The organism is Flavobacteriales bacterium, assembly GCA_016699575.1.
Lineage (GTDB): Bacteria > Bacteroidota > Bacteroidia > Flavobacteriales_F > PHOS-HE28 > PHOS-HE28.
The window spans coordinates 1,193,075-1,217,929 of the sequence record CP064979.1 but is presented as its reverse complement, the minus strand read 5'-3'; the positions used below and the strand labels follow the sequence as shown (position 1 = coordinate 1,217,929).

17 protein-coding genes are annotated in these 24,855 nt (G+C 60.6%); 7 read left to right on the top strand and 10 right to left on the bottom strand.

What is annotated here, in order from left to right; translation table 11 throughout:
• Positions 1 to 47: 47 nt before the first annotated feature.
• Both IPJ76_05020 and gatC read left to right on the top strand, forming a co-directional pair.
• Positions 48 to 854, top strand: coding sequence for a 1-acyl-sn-glycerol-3-phosphate acyltransferase (locus IPJ76_05020; protein ID QQR87591.1), 807 nt, complete (start codon positions 48 to 50; stop codon positions 852 to 854).
• Entirely contained in the window at positions 851 to 1,147 is a 297-nt protein-coding gene (gene gatC, locus IPJ76_05015; GenBank protein ID QQR87590.1) for an Asp-tRNA(Asn)/Glu-tRNA(Gln) amidotransferase subunit GatC, read from the top strand. Before IPJ76_05020 ends, gatC begins: the two co-directional genes overlap by 4 nt.
• A 162-nt stretch (positions 1,148 to 1,309) precedes the next feature.
• Here gatC and IPJ76_05010 read toward each other — a convergent pair whose 3' ends face one another.
• Positions 1,310 to 1,486: a hypothetical protein gene (locus IPJ76_05010; protein ID QQR87589.1), complete on the bottom strand. Its 177-nt coding sequence runs from the start codon at positions 1,484 to 1,486 to the stop codon at positions 1,310 to 1,312.
• A 439-nt stretch (positions 1,487 to 1,925) separates the two neighbouring features.
• Here IPJ76_05010 and IPJ76_05005 point away from each other — a divergent pair, with 439 nt between their 5' ends.
• A complete protein-coding gene (locus IPJ76_05005) occupies positions 1,926 to 2,573 on the top strand; it encodes a zeta toxin family protein (protein QQR87588.1) in 648 nt (215 codons plus the stop codon).
• Here IPJ76_05005 and IPJ76_05000 read toward each other — a convergent pair.
• The 5 genes from IPJ76_05000 to IPJ76_04980 are packed head-to-tail and all read right to left on the bottom strand — an operon-like array spanning position 2,561 to position 5,936.
• Positions 2,561 to 3,148, bottom strand: coding sequence for a nicotinate-nucleotide adenylyltransferase (locus IPJ76_05000; protein ID QQR87587.1), 588 nt, complete (start codon positions 3,146 to 3,148; stop codon positions 2,561 to 2,563). The genes IPJ76_05005 and IPJ76_05000 overlap by 13 nt on opposite strands.
• Positions 3,145 to 3,717: a guanylate kinase gene (gmk, locus tag IPJ76_04995; GenBank protein QQR87586.1), complete on the bottom strand. Its 573-nt coding sequence runs from the start codon at positions 3,715 to 3,717 to the stop codon at positions 3,145 to 3,147. The genes IPJ76_05000 and gmk overlap by 4 nt, the downstream gene beginning before the upstream one ends.
• 3 nt (positions 3,718 to 3,720) lie before the next feature.
• Positions 3,721 to 4,590 (bottom strand): YicC family protein, encoded by an 870-nt coding sequence (locus IPJ76_04990; GenBank protein ID QQR87585.1) that lies wholly within the window; start codon positions 4,588 to 4,590, stop codon positions 3,721 to 3,723.
• A 41-nt stretch (positions 4,591 to 4,631) separates the two neighbouring features.
• A complete protein-coding gene (locus tag IPJ76_04985) occupies positions 4,632 to 4,964 on the bottom strand; it encodes a hypothetical protein (GenBank protein ID QQR87584.1) in 333 nt (110 codons plus the stop codon).
• 48 nt (positions 4,965 to 5,012) lie between these two features.
• Positions 5,013 to 5,936, bottom strand: a complete 924-nt coding sequence (locus IPJ76_04980; protein ID QQR87583.1) for a DMT family transporter — start codon at positions 5,934 to 5,936, stop codon at positions 5,013 to 5,015.
• Positions 5,937 to 6,024: 88 nt separating this feature from the next.
• Between IPJ76_04980 and IPJ76_04975 the strand changes: the two genes are divergently transcribed.
• From IPJ76_04975 to IPJ76_04965, 3 genes are read left to right on the top strand one after another with little or no spacing between them, the layout of a single operon-like run.
• Positions 6,025 to 7,164 (top strand): cystathionine gamma-synthase, encoded by a 1,140-nt coding sequence (locus tag IPJ76_04975; protein QQR87582.1) that lies wholly within the window; start codon positions 6,025 to 6,027, stop codon positions 7,162 to 7,164.
• A 49-nt stretch (positions 7,165 to 7,213) separates the two neighbouring features.
• The gene (locus tag IPJ76_04970) at positions 7,214 to 7,744 is read left to right on the top strand and encodes an ATP-binding protein (protein ID QQR87581.1); all 531 of its coding nucleotides are present in this window, start codon (positions 7,214 to 7,216) and stop codon (positions 7,742 to 7,744) included.
• 14 nt (positions 7,745 to 7,758) lie between these two features.
• Positions 7,759 to 8,373 carry a TlpA family protein disulfide reductase gene (locus IPJ76_04965; GenBank protein ID QQR87580.1) on the top strand — a complete coding sequence of 205 codons (615 nt, stop codon included), beginning with the start codon at positions 7,759 to 7,761 and terminating at the stop codon, positions 8,371 to 8,373.
• A gap of 67 nt (positions 8,374 to 8,440) precedes the next feature.
• On the opposite strand, the gene IPJ76_04960 is transcribed toward IPJ76_04965, so the two are convergent.
• Positions 8,441 to 9,412 carry a M23 family metallopeptidase gene (locus IPJ76_04960; protein ID QQR87579.1) on the bottom strand — a complete coding sequence of 324 codons (972 nt, stop codon included), beginning with the start codon at positions 9,410 to 9,412 and terminating at the stop codon, positions 8,441 to 8,443.
• 146 nt (positions 9,413 to 9,558) lie between these two features.
• Here IPJ76_04960 and IPJ76_04955 point away from each other — a divergent pair, with 146 nt between their 5' ends.
• The gene (locus tag IPJ76_04955) at positions 9,559 to 11,094 is read left to right on the top strand and encodes a hypothetical protein (protein QQR87578.1); all 1,536 of its coding nucleotides are present in this window, start codon (positions 9,559 to 9,561) and stop codon (positions 11,092 to 11,094) included.
• Between the two features lie 4 nt (positions 11,095 to 11,098).
• Here the strand turns inward: IPJ76_04955 and IPJ76_04950 are convergent, their stop codons facing one another.
• The 3 genes from IPJ76_04950 to IPJ76_04940 are packed head-to-tail and all read right to left on the bottom strand — an operon-like array spanning position 11,099 to position 24,853.
• Positions 11,099 to 12,991 carry an OmpA family protein gene (locus IPJ76_04950; protein QQR87577.1) on the bottom strand — a complete coding sequence of 631 codons (1,893 nt, stop codon included), beginning with the start codon at positions 12,989 to 12,991 and terminating at the stop codon, positions 11,099 to 11,101.
• Positions 12,991 to 13,917, bottom strand: a complete 927-nt coding sequence (locus IPJ76_04945) for a type IX secretion system membrane protein PorP/SprF (protein QQR87576.1) — start codon at positions 13,915 to 13,917, stop codon at positions 12,991 to 12,993. The genes IPJ76_04950 and IPJ76_04945 overlap by 1 nt, the downstream gene beginning before the upstream one ends.
• A 40-nt stretch (positions 13,918 to 13,957) precedes the next feature.
• On the bottom strand, positions 13,958 to 24,853 hold the full coding sequence (locus IPJ76_04940) for a choice-of-anchor L domain-containing protein (protein ID QQR87575.1): 10,896 nt from the start codon (positions 24,851 to 24,853) through the stop codon (positions 13,958 to 13,960).
• Positions 24,854 to 24,855 lie beyond the last annotated feature (2 nt).

Here is a 24,855-nt window from a genome sequence, read left to right as displayed (position 1 = left end):
CGGCAAGTTAGCCGGATATCTTCGCTGCCCTTTTGCGGGAACCGACCATGGACCATATGCACGAGCATCACGACAAGCCGCTCATCGCGGACGGCGAGAGCCGGCGTGTGCCGTTGTTCAAGTGGTTGTTCTTCCCGTTGCGGCTGCTGTTCAAAGTATGGTTCGGCCTGGTGTTCTTCCTGTCGCTGGCCGTGCTCTACGTCCCGTTCCGTATCCTCCTCTACAAGCCGAGCCGGTACCGCAAGGCGTTCAAGTGGATGCGCGGCTGGGCGAACTTCCTGCAATGGGCCGGTGGTATGCCGCTCACCGTGGAACGCCGTGCGCCCCTGCCACCGCCACCCTACGTTGTCTGCTGCAACCACGGCAGCTACTTGGACATCATCCACATGTACAACACCATCCCGCACTACTTCCTCTTCATGGGCAAGTACGAGCTGCTGCGATGGCCGCTCTTCAACATTTTCTTCAAGGGCATGAACATCGCCGTGAACCGCGGCAGCCGCACCGAAGCGGCCAAGAGCTTGCGCCGGGCGGAGCGCGCCCTGCGCGACGGGGCCTCCATCGCACTGTTCCCTGAAGGGACCATTCCGCTCACCGCGCCGCGCATGAAGCACTTCAAGGACGGCGCCTTCATTATGGCCATTACCAAGCAAGTGCCCATCGTTCCGGTCACCTTCACCGATAACTGGCGTCTGTTCGGGGAGCCGACCCAGCTTCTGAGCCGCGGTCATCCGGGCAGGGCGCGTGGCATCATCCATCCGCACATCGATACCAAGGGCATGACCGAGGCCGACGTGGCTACCTTGCGCCACCGGGTATTCGACGTCATTGAAGGCCCTCTGAAGAACGCATGAAGCTCGACGACGCCACCTTGGACCGGATCGCGGAACTGGCCAAGCTTGATTTCAGCGACCCGTCCGCACGAGCAACCATCCTTCAGGACATGGAGCGCGTGCTCGGCTTCGTGGCCAAGCTGGAGGAAGTGGACACAGCAGGCGTGGAACCCCTCATTTTCATGACCGAGGGTGAGGACATCCTGCGGGATGATGTTGCATCCTTGGAAATGACGAAGGCCGAGGCCCTGATGAACTCGCCCGTGAAGGACAGCGACTACTTCAAGGTGCCACGCGTGGTCGACAAGGGCTGAACAAGCTTCAAGGCTCAAGTCCCAAGTTTCAAGCTTCAACGGGTTGGCATCCTGATCGGACCATGTCTTCGATCGGAGAGCCGGAAAGCAACAAAGCCCCGGTCTTCACCAGGGCTCTGCTGCCTGAGGCACATAGCCTTCGCAGTGCGGTCGCTCACATGTTCATCGGTACCCGTTGATGTAGGCGTTGGCGATGATCTCGCTCTCCCGGATCAGGCCCTGTACGATCTCACGGATGAGGCCGTCCAGTTGATGGTCCGAGTACCTGTGCAGGTCGTTGTACACGTGTGTTTTCCGCTTGCTGCTTTTGATGAAGGCTATTTTATCCTTCTTCGTCATGGGCACCTTCAACGGAGCAAAGGGCGCAAAGGATCCAACGGGGACGGAGAAAGTCAGGAAAGCCTTGCTGGGCGTGGAAAGAAAATAGAGGGGCGGGGCCGATCCCTCGACCCCGCCCCGTTTTCGGCGGCACCCGGCAAGGGCCGCCCACGGTCCGGTCTTGTTGAGCCTCAGGCCACGACCGGCTTCGTCAAGGCCAGTTCGCGGAGCTTGTGCAGGTAGCGCTCCACATCGCCGTTGAGCATCAGCTTGGCGGCCTCTTTCTTCAGCTTCAGGTAACGCTTCATCGGGGTGATCATGGCTTCCTTGGTTTAGGGTTCCTGATATAGAACTTCCAACCGGCGTGCCAAATTGTGCCGGGTGGGTGCCTGTCCTGGATGGCGAGGGGATGCTCTGGCCGATGACGGCACCCTATTTTCGCCGACCACCCACCGTGCCCATGCAGCAGAAACCCTACTTCGTCGGCATTGCAGGAGGAAGCGGCAGCGGCAAGACCAGCTTGATACGGGCGCTGAAGCGGGTGATGCCCGAGGGCAGCATTTGTGTGGTGAGCCAGGACGACTACTACCACCCTATCGAGAGGCAAGTAAGCGATGCCAATGGCAAGGTCAACTTCGACCTGCCTGGGGCCATTGACCTTGATGCGATGGCCCGCGACCTGGAGAGCCTGGCCGGGGGCGAACCGATCTACAAGAAGGAATACACCTTCAACAACAACGCTAAGGAGGCTCAGTGGTTCGAGTTGAAACCGGCCCCGGTGATCGTAACGGAAGGCCTTTTCGTGCTGGACCATGCCCCCACACGCGGCATGTTCGACCTGAAAGTGTTCGTGGAGGCCAGCGAAGAGACTCAGTTGCAGCGGCGCCTGCTGCGCGATGCGGCTGAGCGTGGCTACGGGCCTGATGATGTGCGCTACCAGTGGGAGAACCACGTGCTGCCGGCTTACCGTCAGTACCTGTTGCCGCACCGCCACTTGTGCGATCTGCACGTGGTGAACGAATACCAGTACGACAAAGCCGTTGCCGTTCTCCGCGATCACCTCTTGCGCACGGTAACGCTGCCCCAGGAATTGCTTCAGTCCTTGTAGAGGCCGTTCGCCAGGATGTAGTCCTTCACGGCCGGTGGCACCATGCCGCTGATGTCCTGCCCATCGCGAACACGTTGACGGATGCGCGTGCTGCTCAGGTCCATGAGCGGGGCCTCCACCCATTGCACGTTGGCGTGCTCGGCAAAAACAGCTTGCTGCCGGTGCAGCTCTGCCCCCGGTCGTGGGTACACCAGCACACGATGGTGTTCGAGGATCTTCTCGGGAGCCTTCCACTTGTGAAGCCCGGCCAGGTTGTCGCTGCCCATGATCAGGCTGAAATCCTCGTCGGCATAGCGGCGGCGCATCTCGGCCAGCGTTTCCGCGGTGTAGTTCGGTTGCGGCAGGCCCAACTCCACGTCGCTGGCCCGAATGCCGGGCAACTCGCGCACCGCCAGTTCAGCCATGTACAACCGCACGCTGTCCGCGCTGATCACATTGCCTTGTTTGAACGGGCTCAACGGCGTCACCACCAGCCATACTTCATTGAGCCCCGCGCGTTCCAGCATGGCTTGGGCAATGGCCACATGGCCGTTGTGCGGTGGGTCGAACGTGCCGAACAAGCAACCCGTCTTCATGCTTCCAGGAAGGCCTTCACAAGGGTTGTCGCTTCAGCACAAGCCCGTTCGAGGTCGTCGTTCACGATCGTGTGGTCGAAGTGCGGGATGAAGTCCATTTCCCGTTCGGCCTTGGTTACACGCTTTCGCAGGCTTTCGTCGGTTTCGGTGCCCCGGGATCGCAAGCGCTGCTCGAGCACTTGCAAGGAAGGCGGACTGATGAAGAGCGCAAGGGCGTTCGGTCCGAAGACGCTCTTCAGGTCGCTGCCGCCCACCACGTCCACATCGAAGATGGCGTGCTTTCCTGCGTGCCAGATGCGGTCGAGTTCCTGGCGCAGCGTGCCGTAGAACTGGCCCGGATATACCTCTTCCCACTCCACGAACGCGTCCTCTTCGATCTTCAGGCGGAACTGCTCGGGGCTCATGAACCAATAGTCCTTGCCGTTGCGCTCGTTGGGGCGCATGGCGCGGCTGGTCGCGCTCACGCTGAATTCGAGCCCGAGGTCCGCAGCTAACAGCCGGTGCACGATGGTGGTCTTGCCGGCCCCGCTCGGCGCGCTCAGGATGATGCACTTGCCGCTGGTGGACATGGGTCAGAGAACATTGAGCACCTGCTCTTTGATCTTCTCCAGCTCGTCCTTCATACGCACCACCAATTGTTGGATGGCCGCATCGTTGGCTTTGCTGCCGAGCGTGTTCACCTCGCGGCCGATCTCCTGGGCGATGAAGCCGAGCTTTCGCCCTTGCTGTTCCTCGTTGCGGGCGGTGTCCAGGAAATAGGTGCAATGCGTGCGCAGCCGCATCTTCTCCTCGCTCACGTCCATCTTCTCCAGGTAGAAGATCAGTTCCTGCTCGAAGCGGTCCTTGTCCACGTTCACTTGTAGTTCCAGCAGTTTGGCCAGCAGCTTTTCGCGGGTCTTCGTTGCGCGGCCGGTATCGAGCGGCTCCACTTCGGTCAGCAGCGCGGTGATGCTGTTCACCCGGGATGAGATCTCATTGAAGAGCTGCAGGCCCTCGCTGGCGCGGAACGCTTGGAATGCCTTGTGCGCCTCGTCCAACAGTTGCTTCACAAGCGCCCATTCGTTCTCGTCCAGTTCTTCGCTGGCGCTGCGCGACACGTCGGGCATGCGCAGCACGATGCCCAGCACGTCCGTAGCGCTGTTCCTGGCCACGGACTGGCGGATGGCTTCGAGTTCGTCGTGGTACTGTTTCACCAGTTGCGCATCGAACGAGGTGCGCTTCTGCACCACCGTTTCCTCCGCGCCGATGTACACGTCCACTTTGCCGCGCACCAGCCGCTCATTGGCCCACTGGCGCAGTTCGCTTTCCTTCTCCCGGTAAAGCGGAGCCAGTTTCAGCATCAGGTCCAGCCCTTTGCTGTTGAGCGACCGCAGCTCCACGGTGATCTTCTTTCCGTTGATGGAACCCTCGGCACGGCCGAAGCCGGTCATGGAGCGCAGCATGGCGGCGAATGTAGTTGGGGCAACGCGCCAACCTCTGATGCTCAGTTGAGTTCCCGGACATAGCTCCTACGCGCCGGCCATCTCTTGTCGAATTCAATGATCCATCGGGACCCGACGGGATAGCTTCCACTTCTATGCGCCCAGGTCACGAACGTGCTGTCCTGGCTTTCACACCTGAGCTTCGTTGTTGATGGTTGGCGAAGGAAGCCTCCAGAGTTGCCCAGAACGGTGCATTCGCAGGTCCAGAGAACGCCAGGCTTCAGCGTGTAGTGATCGTGGATCATCTGAGCCGCAGAGAGTAGACCGATGAGTACGACGAGGAACCACACGAAGAGGTACTTCTTGAAGAAGCTCGGGCTCTCTTTCTTGGTCATCGCTGCCTTGAGGAATACACGAAGCGTCGGTCGGATCTACCTGAACGGTCAAGAGCGCCTGGCATCCGACCGCCCAACCAAGTACACACCTAGAAAGATGAGCGCACTGCTGATGATCTGCGGGGCGCCGAACCCCAACGGTTTTCCAGATGAGCCGTCACCCAGCCACGGAAGCTGCATGGCCAGCCACGTCACCGAGACGGCCAGCACCGGTTGCATGTAGATGTAGATGCCCACCACGCTGGGTTCCACGTGGCGCAGGGCCCAAGTGTTCAGAAGGTAGGCGATGAAGGTGACGCCGATGATCACGAAGAGGAGCTTCCAGATGGCGTTGAAGTCGAGCTGCGACCATTCCATTGCATGCACTTCGCCGAAGCCGAAAGGCACCACCACGATTGAACCGACGAGGAAGCACCAGCTCATCACCGTGATGGCGCTGTACTTCCGCATCAACGGCTTCACCATGCCGAGGTAGAGCGCGTAGGACGTCGCGTTGAGCAGGATGAACAGGTCTCCTTTGAGCGTTGCCCCGGTGTCCGTTGCGTCGCTGTTGAAGAGCAGGGTGAGCGCACCAGCCGCACCTGCGATGACGCCCAGGATCTTCATCCAGGTCACCCGCTCGCCGATGAGCACCGCGCTCAGTGCCAGCACCAGGATGGGCGTAGCCACCATGATGATGCTGGCATTGATGGGCGAAGTGCGCATAAGCCCGTGGAAGAAGAACAGCTGGTTGATGGCCACGCCGGTGAGCGCGCACAGCACGAACCGGATGATGTCGCTGCGATCCACCCGTTGCGGCCAAACCGCTTTGCACGCCCAGAACAAGAGCCCCGCGCCAAGGACCCTCAGCAGTATGAACCCGGACGGGCCCACCACGCCCGGCATCAGGCTCTTGGCAATGGGGTAGTTGATGCCGTAGATCAGGTTCACCACGAAGAGCGCGAGGTGCGCGGCAAGCTTGCGGTCGGGCATCGGGCTGCAAGATCGCCGCCGCAACGTGCTAACGGCGAAGGATACTTTCGCGCCCGCCCGCCAGCGGTGCGGGCCACAATCCAATACCATGAAGTTCGGCACCAAAGCCATCCACGCCGGCGTGGAACCAGATCCCAGCACGGGAGCCATCATGACGCCCATCTTCCAGACCAGTACCTACGTGCAGGCCGCCCCCGGCGACCACAAGGGCTATGAGTACAGCCGCACCCACAATCCCACGCGCACAGCCCTGCAGAACGCGCTGGCGGCGCTGGAGAACGGGCAGCACGGCCTGTGCTTCAGCAGCGGCATGGCCAGCATCGATGCGCTGTGCAAGCTCTTGAAACCGGGCGATGAAGTGGTGAGCACCAACGACCTGTATGGTGGTACCTATCGCCTGTTCACGAAGATCTTCGAGGGCTTCGGTCTGAAGTTCAAGTTCGTGGACATGCGGGATGCCGCGTCCGTGGAGCAGCACATCAGCAAGAACACGAAGCTGTTGTGGGTCGAGACACCGACCAACCCGATGCTCAACATCATCGACATCGGGGCGATGGCCGCGTTGGCCAAGAAGCACAGCTGCCTGCTCGCGGTGGACAACACGTTCGCATCACCTTACCTGCAGACACCGCTCGACCTGGGTGCCGACATCGTGATGCACAGTGTGACCAAGTACCTCGGCGGTCACAGCGATGTGGTGATGGGGGCCTTGGTGGTGAAGGACAAGGCGCTGGCCGAGCGGCTTGCGTTCATCCAGAACAGCAGTGGCGCCACACCCGGTCCGCAAGACTGCTTTCTGGTGCTGCGCGGTCTGAAGACGCTGCACCTGCGCATGCAACGCCATTGCGAGAACGGCAAGGCCGTGGCTGATTTCCTGAGCGCCCATCCCAAAGTGGACAAGCTTTACTGGCCTGGACTTCCGTCGCACATCAACCACACTGTGGCGGCCAGGCAAATGCGCGGCTTCGGCGGCATGATCTCCTTCACGATGAAAGGCGATAACATGGACGACGCACTGCGTTTCCTGCGCAACACGCAACTGTTCTCGTTGGCCGAGAGCCTTGGTGGTGTTGAGAGCCTTGTTGGCCATCCGGCGAGCATGACGCACGCCAGCATCCCTCGGGAGGAGCGAATGAAGAACGGGCTTGCGGACACTCTGATCCGCCTGAGCGTTGGGTTGGAGGACGCTGAGGATCTTTTGGCTGATCTGAAGATGGCCTTGGCTTGAGCCACGTGCGGGTTTGGATCGTGCATCAACGTTCACGGATCCTGCTGGCTTGACCAAGCTTGTCATCACTGGACCGGAGAGCTGTGGGAAGACCACCTTGGCCGGAGGATTGTGCACCGCATGGCCGGGCGCTTACGTTCCCGAGGTTGCGCGGGAATACCTCGGGGTGTTGGACAGGCCGTATCGGGAGAGTGATCTGCTTGCCATAGCGAAAGCCCAGCTGGACCTGGAGGATGCCATGGCCGCCTGGCCCGGCCAAACGCACGTCGTGTGCGACACTGACCTCATCACCCTCCGCATTTGGGGAGCAGAGAAATATGGTCGTTGCGATCCGTGGATCGCAGTGCAGACCGAGCAGCGGCCTTACGACCATTGGTTACTGTGCTCCCCAGAAGGCATAGCGTGGGAGCCGGATCCGCTGCGCGAGAACCCCGGCGACCGGGAGCGGTTGTTCCAACGGCACATTGCCCTGCTTGACAGCTTGGGGAAACCCTACACCGTTCTGTTGGGCGATCGCCAGGCGAGGTTGGACCTGGCCTTGGCCATTGCGCGGAAAGTCGAACAGGACCGCAACCGTTGAGGGAACTTGGCACGATGACTGCCAGCTCCTCCGCCCCACCCCTCTACTTTCGCAGCATGAACCTCCGCAGCATCATGTCCACAGGCAGGATCTTCTTGATCGGGGCCGTAGTACTACTCGGCATCTATGGTTTTTCACAGCGCAGCGCAGCCCCCGAAGGCGGGGAAACCAAGATCGGATTGAACGTGGGCGACCGGGCACCCGAGCTCGCCTTCATGAACGCCGATAGCACCAAGGTGCTCAAGCTGAGCGAGCTGAAGGGCAAATACGTGCTCATCGATTTCTGGGCAAGCTGGTGCGGCCCGTGCCGTCGGGAGAACCCCAACGTGGTGGCTGCTTATGACAAGTACAGCAAGGCCAAATTCAAGGAGGGTAAAGGCTTCGAGGTGTTCAGTGTGAGCTTGGACCGTAGCCGCTCGGCGTGGACCCAAGCCATCGCCGCTGACAAGCTCAACTGGAAGTACCACGTGAGCGACCTGAAGCACTGGAGCAGTGCCGGTGCCAAGCTGTACCAAGTGCAAGGCATTCCGGCCAGCTGGCTCATCGGCCCGGATGGCGTCATCCTTGCCAAGAACCTCCGTGGTATGGGACTTCACCAAGAGCTCGACAAGCACGTGAAGAGCCTCTGAGGAACCTTCACAGGGACGAACAGGCCGGATGTGTTGAGCCATCCGGCCTGTTTGTTTTGCACTGCGGTCAATCCAGCGATTGGCTGCTGTTGCGCGAGATCTCCAGCATACGGGCGTACTCTTCTGCGGTCAGATCGTTGAAGAAGAAGTTCGCCGGGTCAATGGGCTCTCCGTTCTTGTGCACTTCGTAGTGCAGGTGCGGGCCAGCGCTCAGCCCTGTATTGCCAATGAGGCCCAGAAGGTCACCCCGCTTGACGCGTTGGCCAACACGCACTTTCAACGTGCTCATGTGGGCGTACAGCGTACTGTAGTCGAAACCGTGGTCAACGATCACGTGGATCCCGTAGCCGTTCGTGCCGTAGTCCGCATAGGTCACCCGGCCGTCCCCCGTAGCGTGTATCTCCGTGCCGGCAGGGGCGGTGAAGTCCATGCCAGCGTGGAATTTCACGATCTTGTGGATCGGGTGCAGGCGTTCCCCGAAGCCGCTGCTCAGTAGTGTGAGTTCATCGTTCTTCACAGGCTGTATCGCTGGTATGCTGGCGAGCATTTCCTGTTTGCGCACGGCAAGGTCGGCCACCTCATCAAAGCTCATGCTCTGCACAGCCAATTGCTTGGCGATCTTGTCCAGGCGCTGGCGCGTTTCCATTACACGCGCGCTGCTGGCGTAACCCTTCAGACCTTGGTATCGGTCAATACCACCCGAGCCAGCTTGCCTCACCTCCGGTGGAATGGGGTCCGCCTCGAAGATCACGCGGTAAATGTTGTCATCGCGGCGACGGACGTCGAACAGCACCGCCTCTATTTCTTCCATCTGCCGGTTCAGCAGGACATATTGTGCGAGGAGCTGTTCGTTCTCGCGGCGAAGGCTGGCGGACATTCGGGAGTCCACGAACGGATAGAGCGCGGCAAAGGCGATGGCCCCTACCAACAGTCCCGGCAATAGGACGAACAGAATGCGCTTCGCCCGTTGCCACGGGGTGAGCCTGATGCGCTCGTAGGCAAGCGTCTTCGGGTTGAACCTGTACTTGTGCTCCGGCATTGGATCGGCTGCTTCCGACGGCGGTGAAAGTAGGCGCCCATCGACCACCGGCTTGAGACCGGAGGCGGTTCCGGACAACGGGATCCCTACCTTGGTCGTCTTCCCTTGGGATCCTTAGAGCCTTTGTCTGACCAAGAATTCAGCGCATGAAGCCGAGCACGGAACTACACGATCTCATACGGTCACTGAACAAGTCGGAGAAGCGTTTCTTCAAGTTGCACAGCACGTTGCAAAGCGGTCCGAAGAACTACATCAAGATCTTCGATGCAGTGGACAAGCAGGAGGTCTACGATGAGGACGCACTGCGGAAACTGTTCGCCAAAGAGGTCTTCATCCGGCACTTTCCGAGCGAGAAGAACCACCTGTACAAGCTCATCCTGAAGGCCCTCCGGGCGTATTACGCTGAGAGCAATGTGAGCAGCATCCTCAAGCAGGAGATCAAGAACATCGAGATCCTCTACCAGAAGGCGCTCTACACGGAGTGCAACAAGGTGCTGCACCGGGCGAAACGGCTTGCCAAGGACAATGAGCGGTTCTACTACTGGTTCGAGCTGTTGAACTGGGAGAAGATGTTGCTGGAGGAAGCCTACGAGAGCGGTGAATTCACCAAAGACCTGGATGCGCTGATCGAGGAAGAACGGGAGGTGATCGAGAAACTACGGAACCTTGCGGCCTATCACATCCTTTACAGCAAGATCAACTATGTGTTCCGCAGTGGTGGCTACGTGCGCAGTGACGAGGAACACGCGATGGTGGAGGAGATCAGCGAGCACCAGTTGATCAAAGGGAAGAACACGGCGCTGAGCCATCGTGCTGCCACCATCTGCTACTACACGCAAGGCTTCTGCCAGTGGGCCAAGCGTGACTGGAAGACAAGCTTGGAGAAGTTCACCAAGGTCAGGAGCATCCTGGATGCCCATCCACACATCAAGGCCGACCTCACCAAGCGCTACATCCGCACCCTGCAGTACATCATACTGGGCCAGATCGAACTGGAGGATTTCAAGAGTGCGCGTGAGAACATCAAGCTCATGCGGTCATTGAAGGGACAAGAGGGCTTCCAAGGCATCGACATCGACGTGCAGACCTTCACGGCCAGCTCGATAGCGGAGCTCCACTTGTTCGCAAGGATGGGTGAGCACAAGAAGGCGCTGGAACTGGTGCCCGCGATCCTGCACGGCATGGAGGACCTCGGTCAAAGACTGAGCAAGGAGTACGAGATCGAGTTCTGGTTCAACCTGGCCGTGGTCCATTTCGGTGCGGGCGAAGTGAACAAATCGCTGTTCTGGCTCAACAAGGTGCTGAACGATCCGGAACCCACCCTGCGCCAGGACATCTTCGCCTACGCCCGGCTCTTCAACCTTGTGGTCCACTACGAACTGGGCAACTATGATCTGCTGGAGTACATCGTCCGCAGCACGCAACGGTTCCTGAGCAAGCGCCACCGGGCTTTGGAGGTTGAGGTGGCCTTGATCGACCACATCAAGAAGGCGGCGCGCTCGCAGAAGCCGAATGCCAGGCGCGAAATGTTCGTGAGCTTGAACGAAAAGCTACTGGAGCTGTTCAAGGACCCCAACCAAAGCTTGGTGCTGAAATACTTCGACTTTCTGGCTTGGACACGCGCCAAGATCGAAGAGGTGCCTTTCAGCGATGCTGTGAAAGGCGGCTTGCAGAAGGTTTGAGCCCTCAGTTGCCGGCCATGTTCACATAGGTGATGGTGAATTCGGTCCGGCGGTTGGCCTGATGGGCCTCCTCCGTGCACTTGACACCATTGCCGCAGGTGTTCACCAGTCGCTCTTCGCCGTAGCCTTGGGCCTTGATGCGCGCCGGGTCGGCACCGCTACGGATCAGGTAGTCCACCGTACTGTTCGCTCGGGCATCGCTGAGTACCAGGTTGTAGAGATCGCCACCGCGGGCATCTGTGTGCGAGCCCAGTTCGAAGTTCAGGTCGGGGTTCTCCTTGATGATCGCCACAAGCTTGTCAAGTTCCTTGGCCGCATCGGGCCTGATGTCCCACTTGTCGTAGTCGAAGTAGATGTTCTCGATGGCGATGGGCTTGTTGAGTTCGATGCCCAGAAGGTTCAACCTGGCCTCCAACGTATCGCTCATAGCAAGGCCCTTGGTGCTGATCCGTTTGCGGGCTGCCAGATAGCCTTCGCGCTGTACAGTAACGTCATAAGTGCTTTCCACGGCAAGGGGGAAGGCGACGCGTCCGTCCTTGTCCGTCAGTGCGGTGTTCTCTTCCAAAGTTTCCACGTTGACCAACTTGGCCTCAACATGCGGCAGGAAACCGGAGCTGTCCATGACGATGGCATCGAGCATGAAGATCCGCTCATTGAGCGTGAAGGCGTGTATGCGGTCGTTCCCTGAGCGATCACTGGACAAATAGCCCGAATTGCCACCCTCTTCCATGACGAAGGCAAAATCGTCGTGCACCGTGTTCATCGGATAGCCGAGATTCTCCGGTTCGGTCCACCGTTCATGTTGCAGCGTTGTACTGAAGATGTCCAAACCACCCATGTTCTCGTGGGCCGTGCTCGCGAAGTACAGCGTGTTCCCGTTGATGGTGGGGAACAGCTCGTTGCCGGGTGTGTTCACCGTTGGGCCGAGGTTCACCGGTTCGGTCCAACCGGTGCCATTATCGCTGCTCATCCATAGGTCTGTGCCACCGTGACCACCTGGCCGGTCGCTGGCGAAATAGAGGGTCCGTCCGTCCGCGCTCAACGCCGGATGGCCCGTGGAAAAGTCCAGCCCGTTGTACGCGAAAGCGCGGACATCGTCCCATTCTGCTTCGCCGTTCAATGTTGCCCGGAACAGCATCAAGTGGCTGACATCGTCCTCGTCCTTGGCGAGTTTGCGGTCGGTGTAGTGGCTTCGCGTGAAGTACATCGTCTTCCCGTCCGCACTGATGGCCACGGGGCCCTCATGGTAGGTGCCGTTCACTTTGCCGGGGACCGGTTGTGCCTCCAGCCAGGTGACGATGGTCTTCTTCTCGCTGTAGTACAGGTCGAGGTAGCTCATCCCGTTCCACGGGTTGGTGGTGGCCAATGGAGCGTCCTGTTCGCCCACGACGAGCAATCCTTGCTTGTAGGGTGTCGCGCTGAACACATTGCGGATCCCCGGGAGGACCAGCTCATTGATGGTGAACCGTGTGGTGTTCTTGAAGAACGACTTGGTGCTGAGGCACGAGGCGTAGAGGTCCTGCGCGGTCCTGTCTTCCGGGTTTTCCGCAAGGATGCGCCCGAAGAGGTCGGCTGCATCGGAAGTGCGATCGAGCCGCATGAGGACCTGGCCGTAGTGCATCGCGTCCGGTCCGTTCAATGCGCCGAGACTATCGGCGCTCGAGAACCAAGCGGCGGCGTCCATATCCCTTGCGCGCAATCGCGCGGCTTCGGCGGCATGCAGGCGGGCATCGCGGCCCATGAGGGCTTTTGGCACCGAGGCATACTTCGCCGATGCTTTGTCGTAGGCCATGCGGTTGTACGCCTGTTCGCCCTGGTTGAGGCGGATGCCGGCGCAACCGACGAGCAGTGCGCTGCCCAGCAGCGCCAGGAGTGGGGTGAGCGTCGCGTGCTTCATCAGAAGTAGCGGGGTGTTTTGATCTTGATGGTCTCCTTCCCGAAGTCGAGGCCCACCATCAGCTCATGCGAGCCGCTTGTGTACGTGCGGAGTTTGTTCAGTGCGAAGTCGTAGGCGTAGCCCGCCCGCAAGCGGGGTGTGATCTGGTATTCGACCATGCCGACGATCGCATCGCCGGTGCGGTACCCGGCGCCAAGCCAGAAGCGTTCCTTGTACAGCACGTTGCAGTTGATGTCGGCTTCGAGCGGCGCCGACTTCTCGTATTTCACAAGGAACGATGGTTTCAGGTCGAAGTCCTCGTTCAAGTGGAAGACCTTGCCTGCATTGATGTAGAAGTGGTTGGTGAAGAAATTCTCCCGCACCTGCGAGCCATCGACGCGCACGGATTTGTCCGCGGCAAAGAGCGTTGGAACGCTGACCCCCACATAATGTTCCTTGTCGTGGTAGTACATGCCGAAGCCGAACTTCCCGACGATGGCGTTGTTCACGTTCTGCGCGAAGACGGCATCGTTCTCGTCCCAATAGTTCAGTTGATCAAGCTGTGCGCTGTAAAGGCTCATACCGGCTTTCAAACCGAAAGCGAGCTTGCCGCCCCCGAGCTTGATGCGGTAGGCGTAGTGCCCTGCGATCTCCATGTCGCGGCTCACCCCGATCTCATCGCGTACCACGGAGAGCCCGAGGCCCATGCGATTGCTGTAGAGCGGGGCATCGAAGGCGAGCATGCTTGTGCGTGGCGCCCCGGGCACGTCGACCCATTGTTCGCGGTGCAGCAGGCTGCTGGTGGCGTAGGTGTGGCTGCCCGCATAAGCCGGGTTGATGAAGAGCCCGTTGAACATGTACTGGCTCACCATCACTTCCTGCTGTGCGAAGCCAACGACCGCCGCGCAGAGCGAGGCGCCGAGGATGCTGGTGCGGAGGAGGTTCATGTTGCGTTGTTGGGGCGCGAACGATCGCGCCGTGCTTGGTTCAGCGGCGGAGGTCCACATAGTTCTGCAGGGTTTGTTCGCCCTCGTTGATGGTGATGATCACGAAGTAGGTGCCGTTGGGCAGCGCTTCACCTTGCTGGTTCTCACCGCGCCAATCGTTCCTGTAGTTGAGCTGGTCGAACACCGTGTTGCCCCAGCGGTTCACCACGAGCATTCGATTGTTGGGGAAGCCTTCCAGGCCGTGCACGATGTAGGCGTCGTTGCTGCCGTCGTCGTTCGGGCTGAAGCCTGTCGGCATCTCGAGCGTTGTCGGCTGGTCGAGTGTGAATGAGAGCATGATGGAGCAGCCGTTCGCGTCTGTAATGGTGACGTTGTACGTGCCTGCGGGCAAACCGTTCACAGTCGCTGAGGTTGCACCGTTGCTCCAGTCATAGGTGTAGGGTCCGGTTCCTCCGGTCACGTCCAACGCGATGCTGCCGTCGCTTCCACCGTAGGTGCTCACATTGTATCCGTTGCCGTGGACGGTCACGGTGCTGTCCACCCCGATGGCCGTGGTTTCACCCACCGTCCAACTGCCGGTCCAAGTGCAGCCGTAGGCGTCGGTGATGGTCACGGTGTAGTCATCGGCTGACAGCCCGCTGGGGTCCTCGTCCGTGCTGCCGTTGCTCCAGTCGAAGCCGTACGGCGCGCTGCCGGTGAGAATGGACAGGTCGATGCTGCCATCGTCACCGCCATTGCAGAAGACATTGGTGGTCACTGCCTCGGCCGTCAAGGCGGCTGAACCATTCACGATAGCGCTGTCAACCAATTGGCAACCGTTGGCATCGGTGATGGTCACGCTGTAGTTGCCTGCAATCACGCCGCTGAGATCCTCGCTAGTTGCGCCGGTTTCCCAGCTGAAGGTGTACGGCGCGCCGCCGCCGTTCACGGTCAGGTCCACACCGCCCGTGCTGGCGCCGCAGTTGGCGTCGGTGCTGGTGGTGCTGGTGATCATTGCGGTGTTGGCAACGATGTCCACGCACTCCTGCACGCTGCAGTCATTGCTGTCGGTCACCACCAGGCAATAGGTGCCCGGTTCAAGACCGCTGATCACTGCGCTGCTGCTGGAGAACCCGTTCGGGCCGCTCCAAGCGAGGTTGTAGTTGGGCGCACCGCCGAACACGCTCGCGTCGACGCTGCCGTCGTTCAGGCCAGCGCAGCTCGTATTGCTTCCGCTGGGGAACACTGCGGGTGTCAGAACGGGTTCCAGCGGTTCGGGTGCGGTGATGTCGATGCTCTGCGTCAGGACGCAGCCGTTGGTATCAGTGACGGTCAGCATATAGGTGCCTGCAACCAGACCACCGATGCTGTCCAAGTTGCTGGTGTAGCCATTTGGACCGGTCCAGGAGAACACGTTGCCACCGCTTCCACCACTGATCGTCACACCGATTGTGCCATCGCTGTTGCCGTTGCAGCTTGTGCTGTAACCACCTGCGAACTGGCTGAGAACGATGATCGATGCCAAGGCGCTGTCAGGCTCAGTGAGCGTGATGGTCGTGGTGAACGAGCACTGGTTCGTGTCGGTGACCACGATCTCGTAATCGCCTGCGATGAGCCCGCTGATGTCCTCGGTCGAGTAGAACACGCTGTCGGGACCGCGCCAATCGAAGATGTAAGGGGCCGTGCCGCCGCTCACGGTGAGGTCGATGCTGCCGTCGCTTGCTCCGTTGCAACTGACGTTGGTGCCACTTGGGTAGAGGGCGGCCGTGAGTGATGCTCCGATCGGAGCGATGGGTTCGGTGAGCGTAATGGTGCTGTCGAGCACACATCCGTTCGTGTCGGTGACGGTCACGGTGTAGTCGCCGGCCAACAAGCCTGCGAAGTCGGTGATGCCGTTCGCCGTGAAACCGTTCGGGCCGGTCCAAGCGATGTCCAATGCGCCTGCACCACCGGTCACGTCCACTTCGATGACACCGGTGCTGTCACCCGCGCACGGGATGTTGAAGTTGCCGTAATCGCTCACGTAGAGGTCGAACGTGTAGGCCGCCGACGCGGCAATGGTGGCGCTCCACTGGCCGCTGCACGTACCAGCATCGGTCACGTTCACGGTGTAGGAACCGCCAGCCAAAGCACTGATGTCTTCGCTGTTGCTTGCGAATCCGTTGGGGCCGCTCCAAATGGTCGTGTACGGCGCTGTGCCGCCCGTGATAGCGAGATCGATGGCACCGTCATCCGTTCCGTCGCACACGCTGCCGGTGATGGCAAGTGTTGCTTGCAAGAGCCCCGGCGCGGTGAGGGTTGCACTGCTGCCCGCAACACATCCGTTGGCATCGATCACGTTCACGCTATAGGTTCCAGCATTCAGTCCGGCGATGTCCTCGGTGAGCGCACCGAACCCGTTGCTGCCCGTCCAATCGAACTGGTAGGGTGCCGTGCCGCCGTTCACGGTGAGGTCCACACTGCCATCGCCCCCGCCGCAGCTGACCTGGTAGCCGTTGCCAACATCGCTCAGCAGCTGGGCTGTTTGCAGGGGCTGCGGGGCCTGGAGCGTGATGCTGCTCGCGGCCGTGCAACCGTTCATGTCAGTCGCGGTGAGTGTGTAGGTTCCTGCCCCGAGGCCGCTGATGCTCCCGTCGCTGCTGGTGAAGCCGTTCGGGCCGCTCCATGCGAACGTGTAACCGCCAGAACCACCGCTGGTGCTTGCTGTGATGCTGCCATTGGTGTCGCCGTTGCAGGCGATGTTGAAGCCGCCACCGAAGAGCGAGGGGTTCAGTACAATGTTGATGGGCGCTGGTTCCACCAGCATAGCGCTCGCTATAGCCGTGCAACCGTTCGCATCGGTGATGAGCACATCGTAGCTGCCACCTGCCAAGCCGGTCAGGTCTTCGTTGTTGCTGGTGAAGCCGTTCGGTCCGGTCCACTGGATGATGTATGGCAGTGTGCCGCCGCTCACTGTCAGATCGATGGTGCCATCGTTCACGCCATTGCAGCTCACGCCATTGCCACCACCGAACACGCTTGTGGTGACAGTGTTGTTCATGGGCGTCGGCCCTGTGAGGGTGACGCTTGCCGTGGCGCTGCAGCCGACCGCATCCGTCACTTGCAGGATGTAGGTGCCGGGTTCAAGACCGGTCACGTCTTCGGTAATGGCCACGAAACCATTGGGGCCGCTCCAGAAGAAGTTGTACGGAGCCACGCCGCCCGTTGCCGTCGCATCGATGCCGCCATCAGCGACACCGTTGCAGCTGGTGTTCACACCGCCACTGAACGTGGTGGCGACGAGTCCCAGACCCACTGGTTGGGCTGATGTGATCGAGTACACATGGAAGATGCTGCAGCCGTTCTGGTCCGTGATGGTCACTTGGTAGCTTCCGCTGGCGAGCCCGGTAATGTCCTCGGTGATCGCGCTGAAGCCGTTGGGCCCGCTCCAGAAGAAGAAGTAGGGAGGCGTGGCACCCGTGACCGATAGATCGATGGAGCCATCGGCGGCACCGGCACAACTCGTATTGAAGCCGCCGGGGTAGGTGGTTACGTTGGCCGAGATGGTGAACAGGCCCGGCTGGTTCACATCGAAGCTCTCGCTGTAGGTGCAACCGTTCGCATCGGTAACGAGCACGGTGTACACGCCTGCGAAGAGGCTGCTGATGTCTTCGTTGTTACTGGTGAAGGCACCAGGCCCGCTCCAGAGGAAGGTGTACGGTGCGGTACCCCCGGCGGCGGTAACGTCAACTGCTCCGTTGTCGGCTCCTTGGCAAGCTGCGGTGGTGATCACAGCGGTGGCATCAAGCGGTGTTGGCGCCGTAAGGGTGAAGCTTGCGCTCGAAGTGCAGCCGTTCTGGTCGGTCACAAGCACTTGGAATGTGCCGGCGCCAAGGCCGCTCACATCCTCGTTGGTGCTGGTGAAGGCGTTGCTGCCCGTCCACTGGAACGTGTTGTTGCCGCCGCCGCCCACCACGGTGATGTTGATGCTACCGTCGGTTGCGCTGTTGCAGGACACTGCGTTGCCGCCGATGTAGCTGCTCACCGTGCTGTTCAGCCCGAGGGGTGCAGGGGCCGTGAGCGTAGCGCTGGCGGAAGACGTGCATCCGTTGGCGTCCGTGATGGTCGCGGTATAGGTGCCCGCCTGCAAGCCACCGATATCAACGGTGTTCGCGGTGAATCCGTTCGGACCGGTCCAGGAAACGGTGTAAGGCGCGGTACCACCGGCCACCGTCAAGTCGATGCTTCCGTTGCTGCCACCATCGCATGCGATCGCATTGCCGCTGTTGTAGGTGGAAGTGGTCAGCGTGTTCGTCAACGTTGTGGGCTGCGTCAGTATGACACTGGTTGAAGCCGTGCAACCGTTGAGGTCCGTGATGGAGAGGGTGTACGTGCCGGCAGCGAGGTTGGTGATGTCCTCGGTGTTGGCGGTGTAGCCGTTCGGGCCCGCCCACGCGATGGTGTAGCCTGGTGTCCCGCCTGTGATGGTCGCATTGATGCTGCCGTTCGTGGCGCCATTGCAGCTCACGTTGCTGCCGTTCATCTGTGCAGCAACTGCGCTAACGTTCAGCACTGCAGGTGCGGTGATGGTCCAGCTCTGGAAGGAGCCGCACCCGTTGCCATCGGTGATGTTCAAAGCGTAGGTCCCGGCAGGCACGTTGGTGATGTCCTCTGTAGTGGCACTGAATCCGTTCGGCCCGCTCCAGTTGAACAGATAGGGGAGCGTGCCCCCGGTCAGCGTTGCCTCGATGCTGCCATTGCTCGCCGTTGAGCACGAGACACCATTGCCGTTGTAGTTGCTCACTACAGCGCTCAAGGTGAACATGCCGGGTTGGTTCACATCGTGGTCTTGCACCAGAGTGCAGCCGTTCGCATCCGTGATCACCAGGTGGTAAACACCCGCCACGACGTTGTTGATGTCCTGACTGTTGGCTGTGAAGCCGTTCGGTCCCGTCCAGTTGTAGGTGTAAGGGAGGGCTCCTCCGCCCACGGTGATGTCAACTGCACCATCACTGCTGCCTTGGCAAGCAGCCGTGGTGATGTTCGCTGAACTGGTCAGCGGCGCAGGCTCCGTTAGGGTCCAGGTCGAACTGGTAGCGCAGCCGTTGGCATCCGTTACCGTGAGGTAGTAGTTGCCGGCCGTGAGGTTGCTCAGGTCCTGAATGCCCGTGGTCCCGCCGAAGTCGTCGGTCCAGATGTAGTTGTAGGGCGCAGTGCCGCCGGTCACGGTCACATCGATCCAGCCGTTGTCATCGCCGTTGCACTGAACGTTGAACGCACCGAACGTGCTTACCGTGCTCGTGATGGCCAACGACGCAGCCGGTTGGGTGATGACCACCGGATGATCTTTCGGCGTGTCGCAACCGTTGTTGTCGGTGATGGTCACGGTGTAGATGCCTGCGCTCAGGCCGGTCGCTGTGGCGCCGAGCTGTTGCGGGACCGTGTTCCATGTGATGGTGTAGCTGCCGCTGCCGCCGCTGACTTCCACAGTGGCATAGGCGTCGTTGCCGCCGAAGCAGCTTACGTTCTGGAAGCTCTCCACGTAGGCGTTGACACCGGCCGCTGGTTGTGCAATGGTGACGTTGGTGCCGGCCGTGCAACCGTTCGCGTCGGTCACCACCACGCTGAACGTACCTGCGACGGCATTGCTCAGCGTCGGACCGTTCACTGCTGGGACGGTCAACCAGGTGTAGGTGTATGGTGCGGTACCGCCGCTGGCAGCCACGGTTGCTTCGCCTGTGCTGTCCTGGAAGCAGAGCACGTCAACAATGCTCGTCGCTGCCAGTGCCAGCGGAGCGCTGGGCCCGCCGATGGTCACAGGCAGTTGTGCCGTGCAGCCGTTCGCATCGGTTACAGTTGCTGTCCATGTGCCGGTGCCAAGGCCAACTGCTGTCGCACCCGTCTGCACGGGTACCGTGTTCCACGCGTAGCTGAAAGGAGAGGTACCACCGCTGGCGAGCACCGTAGCCTGGCCGTTGCCGCTACCGAAACAGGTCTGGTCCGCGCTGCTCACCAGGCCCACTGAAACAGGAGCCGAGGGGGAAGTGATGGTCACCTGCGCAGTGGTCGTGCAGCCATTGGCATCTTCAACGTTCACGGTGTAGGTGCCTGGACCCACGTTATTGAGCGTAGCACCGTTCTGGACCGGCAACGTGTTCCATGAATAGGTGTAAGGTCCCGTGCCTCCAATGGCTATGGCGGTGGCACTACCGTTCGCGGCACCGAAGCAGCTCACGTTCTGTTGTGCGTTGATGGATGCGGAAAGACCTGCGGCGGGTTGCGCGATCGTGACGTCCACCGTCGTCGTGCAACCGTTCACATCGGTGATGGTGCAAGTCCATGTTCCTGCGCCAAGCGAGCTGGCGGTGGCCGTGTTCTGCAGAGGGCTGGTGTTCCAGCTGTAGGTGTAGGGAGCTGTTCCGCCGTTCGCGCTTGCCGTGGCGGACGCGGTAGCGTTGCCGAAGCAGAGCACATCCATGCTGCTGCTGATGGTCGCGGACAATACGGCGGCCGGTTCGGATACCACTACGTTGTGAGTGGTGCTGCAATTGTTCGCGTCTGTCAGGGTCACGGTCCATGTCCCCGCTTCAAGACCCGAAGCCGACGGACCGTTCTGTACGGGGACCGTGTTCCAGCCGAACGAGTGGGGGAGCACTCCACCGATGGCCACCACGCTGGCAGAGCCATCGTTGCCACCATTGCAGGACACATCGGTGAGGCCGTCAGTGTTCAGCACCAGTTGCGGCGGTGCGTCGAGGGTGATGCCTGTGTTGCTCATGCAACCATTGGCATCGGTGATCTGGAGGTTGTAGGTGCCTGCACTCAGCGAACTGATGTCTTGCGCGTTGCTGCTGAATGCTCCCGGGCCCGACCAGCTATAAGTGAACGGCGCCGTGCCACCGCTCACATTGGCGTCGATACTGCCATTGGCACCGCCGAAGCAGGTGATCTCGAAGCCGTTGCCCATGTCCGGACTTGTCGCGGAACCGGCGAGTGCGGCAGGCTCGGTCAACGTAACCGTTTCGCCGGCTTGGCAACCGTTGGCGTCCGTAAGGATGAACACGTACGTGCCAGCTGCAAGGCCGCTGATATCCTCGGTGACAGCACTGAAGCCGTTCGGCCCTGTCCACGCATAGGTGTAGTTGGGCGTGCCACCAGTGGCGTTGATCGCAATGCTGCCGTTGCTGCCTCCAGTGCAAGAAACGTTGCTGCCGTTGAACACCGCAGGAGTTGCGGAAACGGTGAACGTCCCTGGCTCGGTCACGGTAAAGGCCTGCACGAACGTGCAACCGTTGGCATCGGTGATCAGCACCGTGTAAACCCCGGCGAATAGCGCAGTGATGTCCGCAGTGGCGGCGGAGTAGCCGCTCGGACCGGTCCATGCGGTGGTGAACGGACCCGTGCCACCGTTGATGGTGAGGTCGATACTGCCGTTGTTCGTTCCGTTGCAGATGGCGTGGAGCACGGCTCCTGTTGCTGAAAGCGCTGCGGCGGGCTGTGTGATCGTCACACCTTGGTCCGTTGTGCAACCATTGGCATCGGTTACCGTGCAGGTGTAGTTACCAGCCGCCAAGCCGTTGGCACTGGCCGTGGTCTGTGCCGGGATCGTGTTCCAGGAATAGCTGTAAGGTGAAGTTCCGCCCGAGGCGCTTACCGTTGCGCTTCCGGTGCTGGTACCGAAGCAGCCGACATTGGTTTGTGCATCGAGCGATGCAGCCAGGGCGGTGGCCGGTTGTGCGATGTTCGCAGTTGCTTGTGCGGTGCAGCCGTTCGCGTCCGTTACCGTGCAGGTCCATGCGCCGACGGGCAGGTTGGTGGCCGTGGCCGCGGATTGCACAGGGATGGTGTTCCAACTGTAGGAGTAAGCTCCGGTGCCACCGTTGGCGCTCACCGTTGCGCTGCCGCTGCTGTTGCCGAAGCAGGCAACATCCACCTGCGAAGCAATGCCCGCGCTCAGGCCAGCGACCGGTTGCGTGATGACAGCGGTGCGCTGGATGGCGCATCCGTTGGCATCCGTGATGGTGCAGGTGTAACTACCGGCGGCGAGACCGGTCGCCGTAGCGCTCGTTTGGATGGGGACCGTGTTCCAGCTATAGGTGTAGGGGCCCGTGCCATTGCTGGCGTTCACCGTTGCACTGCCAGAGTTGTTGCCGAAGCAGAGCACATTGATCTGACCGCTCACGCTGGCACTTAGGGCTGCAGCGGGTTGGGTGATGGTCGCGTTCTGCGTGGTGGTGCAGCCATTTGCATCCGTTACCGTGCACGTATATGTGCCGACCGGAACGTTGCCAAGGGTGGCGGTGTTCTGCGCCGGTGCGCTGTTCCAGTTGTACGTGTACGGTGCAGTGCCACCGACTACGCTGATCGTTGCTGATCCGGTATTTGCGCCGAAGCAACCAACGTTCGTTTGCGCAGTGATGCTCGCGCTGAGTGTTGCTGCAGGCTGAGCGATCGTCACGTTCACGGTGCCCGTGCAGCCGTTCACATCGGCCGCCGTGCAGGTGTAAGTGCCCGCGGTGAGGTTGATGGCCGTGGCGCCGTGCTGCACAGGCACAGTGTTCCAGGTGTAGTTGTACGGACCAACACCACCGGCTGCTGTTGCAGTTGCGCTGCCGGTGCTGTTGCCGAAGCACAGCACGTCGGTTTGTGCGAAGAGCGAAACGGAAACAGCGCTTGCAGGCTGTGTGATGGTGGCATCGATGCTCGTGATGCACCCGTTCACATCGGTAACGGTGCAGGTCCAAGTACCCGCAGCAAGGCCGCTCGCAGTGGCTGTGTTCTGCGCGGGTACCGTGTTCCAACTGTACGCGTAAGGTGCGGTGCCGCCGCTGGCGCTCGCGGTGGCGCTGCCTGTGCTGTTCCCGAAGCACAGCACGTTGGTCTGTGCGCTGAGCTGCGCGGTCAGGGCTTGCGTTGGGCCGAGCACCGTGGTGTTGGCCGTTGTGCTGCAGCCGTAGCCATCCGTTACCGTAACGGTGTAATTGCTGGCAGGAAGGCCGGTCGCTGTAGAAGTGTTTTGAACAGGTGCGCTGTTCCAGGCGTACGCATATGGAGGCACCCCGCCCGTGACGGATACCGATGCGCTGCCTTGTCCATCACCGAAGCAAACGACACTGCTCGTGGCAGTGATGTCCGCGTCCATCGCGGTGGTTTGCGTAAGCGTTGTGTTGGCACTGACCGTGCAGCCGTTCGCGTCGATAACGTTCAGTGTGTATGCCCCGGCGTAAAGTCCGCTGATGTCAGCTCCGTTGTTCGTGTAGCCGCCCGGTCCGTTCCATGCGATCGTGTACGGGCCGGTGCCACCACTTACGGTGGCATCAATGCTACCGGTGTTCCCACCGAAGCAGGCGATGTTCTGCCCGAACGCCAGAATGGCCGGTTGAAGGGTGGCCGCTAGCGTTGTCGGCGCAATGAGGTTGAAGCTCTGCGTGCGTGTGCATGCAGCATCCGTCACGGTGACCGTGTAAGTGCCGGCAACGAGACCACTGATGTCCTGTGTGCTTGCGGTGAAGCCGCCCGGACCCGTCCAACTGTAGGTGTAGGGTGCGTAGCCGCCTGCATGGCTCAAGTTGATGGCGCCATTGCTGTTGCCGAAGCAGAGCGGGTTGGTGACCACGGCGCTGAGGGCCAGTTCGCTCACGCGGAGCAAACGGTTGTACGTTCGGGAGCAAACACCGTCGTTGATCTGAACGGTGTACATGGTCGTGGATGTCGGCGATGCCCAAGGTGTTGCGCTTGTTGCATCATCCAACGATCCCGCTGGGGTCCATTCGAAAGTGCTTCCCCCGGAGATGGTGTACTGTACGGAGTCGCCTTCACAAATGGTGGCGTTCAACGGCGTGACGGTGGCGAGGATGGTGTCCCGGATGTTGAAGACCAACGAGTCCAGGTTCTGGCCGGGGCAATTCGGGTTGCCCAGGATGAATTTCACGGTTTCAACGGGCTCGTTCACCGCATCAGCACCGGGGTCAATGTTGCGGTCCACGAAGGCCTGGTTCGCAGGGATGGTGATCGTTTTCGGGAGCAACGGATTGATCGGCGCGATGGCACTGTAATCCGTTCCGTTGATGGCCGTTCCCTGAAGGTAGTACTGCAGCACCAATGGTTGATTGGTCACCGGAGTGCGGGTGAAACGGACCCAGCCGGGATTGCAACCTTCAACCATCTCGGGCTTACCGTTCAGCGTGTAGCTGGACATGGTGACCGTCGGGCTGCTCACCTGATCGATGAACACCCCGGAATCGTACTTGCGGTCCGTGGCATCCGCCACGACAAGGCGGAGGTGATAGGTTTCACAGGCGGAAACCATCGCCTTCGCAGACAATCCCACAGTGTACCCGTCGTATTGCGTCGATGTGCCGCCGGTATTGTCCTGATAGAAGGCGCTGTTGCTGCCGTTGTTCACGTTGTTGATCGTCACTGGCGTTGCCGTGCCGGGCACCAGGGCGATGTTCTTCTGTCCACCGGCACCGGGATCGCCTACGATGCCCGGGCCGCTGATGAAGAAGCCGAACACGTCATTGAACTGCGAGCCTACCCACTCGTTGTATTCCTCGCTGGCGAACACGAAATCGAACTGCAGCGAATCGCCGCTCGGAATGATGTCGAACTCGAATTTGCACGCGTCGCGTGTGGTCCTGCCCGTCACCGCATCCAGCAGAGGATCGCCGGCCGTGTTCTGCGCGAACCAGTTCGATCCACCGTTGTTGTTCGGCCCCAGGGCATCCGTCATGCGGCCCGTGGTTAGGATCACCCCATTGGAAACGGAGAGCCCAATGCCGGTGTACGTGAATTCACCGTATCCCTCTGTGTGGCAGGTTATGGTGGGGTTGCTGATCTGCACGCCCGGGCCGGTGATGGCCTCGGCCAGCTGCTGCAGGTCGGTTTGTGGGGCAACGCTCAATTGACCGAAACCGGCTTGACCGAGAAGGCCGGCCGGGATCGACAGCAACAGGTTCCGGAGGGTCGTGTTCCGCATGG

Bases quoted from the DNA above. Each gene is read 5' to 3' on its own strand.
- IPJ76_04975 (QQR87582.1), top strand. From the start codon at position 6,025: ATGAAGTTCGGCACCAAAGCCATCCACGCCGGCGTGGAACCAGATCCC.
- IPJ76_05020 (QQR87591.1), top strand. From the start codon at position 48: ATGGACCATATGCACGAGCATCACGACAAGCCGCTCATCGCGGACGGC.
- gmk (QQR87586.1), bottom strand. From the start codon at position 3,717: ATGTCCACCAGCGGCAAGTGCATCATCCTGAGCGCGCCGAGCGGGGCC.
- IPJ76_04965 (QQR87580.1), top strand. From the start codon at position 7,759: ATGACTGCCAGCTCCTCCGCCCCACCCCTCTACTTTCGCAGCATGAAC.
- IPJ76_05010 (QQR87589.1), bottom strand. From the start codon at position 1,486: ATGACGAAGAAGGATAAAATAGCCTTCATCAAAAGCAGCAAGCGGAAA.
- IPJ76_05005 (QQR87588.1), top strand. From the start codon at position 1,926: ATGCAGCAGAAACCCTACTTCGTCGGCATTGCAGGAGGAAGCGGCAGC.
- IPJ76_04945 (QQR87576.1), bottom strand. From the start codon at position 13,917: ATGAACCTCCTCCGCACCAGCATCCTCGGCGCCTCGCTCTGCGCGGCG.
- IPJ76_04940 (QQR87575.1), bottom strand. From the start codon at position 24,853: ATGCGGAACACGACCCTCCGGAACCTGTTGCTGTCGATCCCGGCCGGC.
- IPJ76_05000 (QQR87587.1), bottom strand. From the start codon at position 3,148: ATGAAGACGGGTTGCTTGTTCGGCACGTTCGACCCACCGCACAACGGC.
- IPJ76_04960 (QQR87579.1), bottom strand. From the start codon at position 9,412: ATGCCGGAGCACAAGTACAGGTTCAACCCGAAGACGCTTGCCTACGAG.
- IPJ76_04950 (QQR87577.1), bottom strand. From the start codon at position 12,991: ATGAAGCACGCGACGCTCACCCCACTCCTGGCGCTGCTGGGCAGCGCA.
- IPJ76_04955 (QQR87578.1), top strand. From the start codon at position 9,559: ATGAAGCCGAGCACGGAACTACACGATCTCATACGGTCACTGAACAAG.
- IPJ76_04990 (QQR87585.1), bottom strand. From the start codon at position 4,590: ATGCTGCGCTCCATGACCGGCTTCGGCCGTGCCGAGGGTTCCATCAAC.
- gatC (QQR87590.1), top strand. From the start codon at position 851: ATGAAGCTCGACGACGCCACCTTGGACCGGATCGCGGAACTGGCCAAG.
- IPJ76_04985 (QQR87584.1), bottom strand. From the start codon at position 4,964: ATGACCAAGAAAGAGAGCCCGAGCTTCTTCAAGAAGTACCTCTTCGTG.
- IPJ76_04980 (QQR87583.1), bottom strand. From the start codon at position 5,936: ATGCCCGACCGCAAGCTTGCCGCGCACCTCGCGCTCTTCGTGGTGAAC.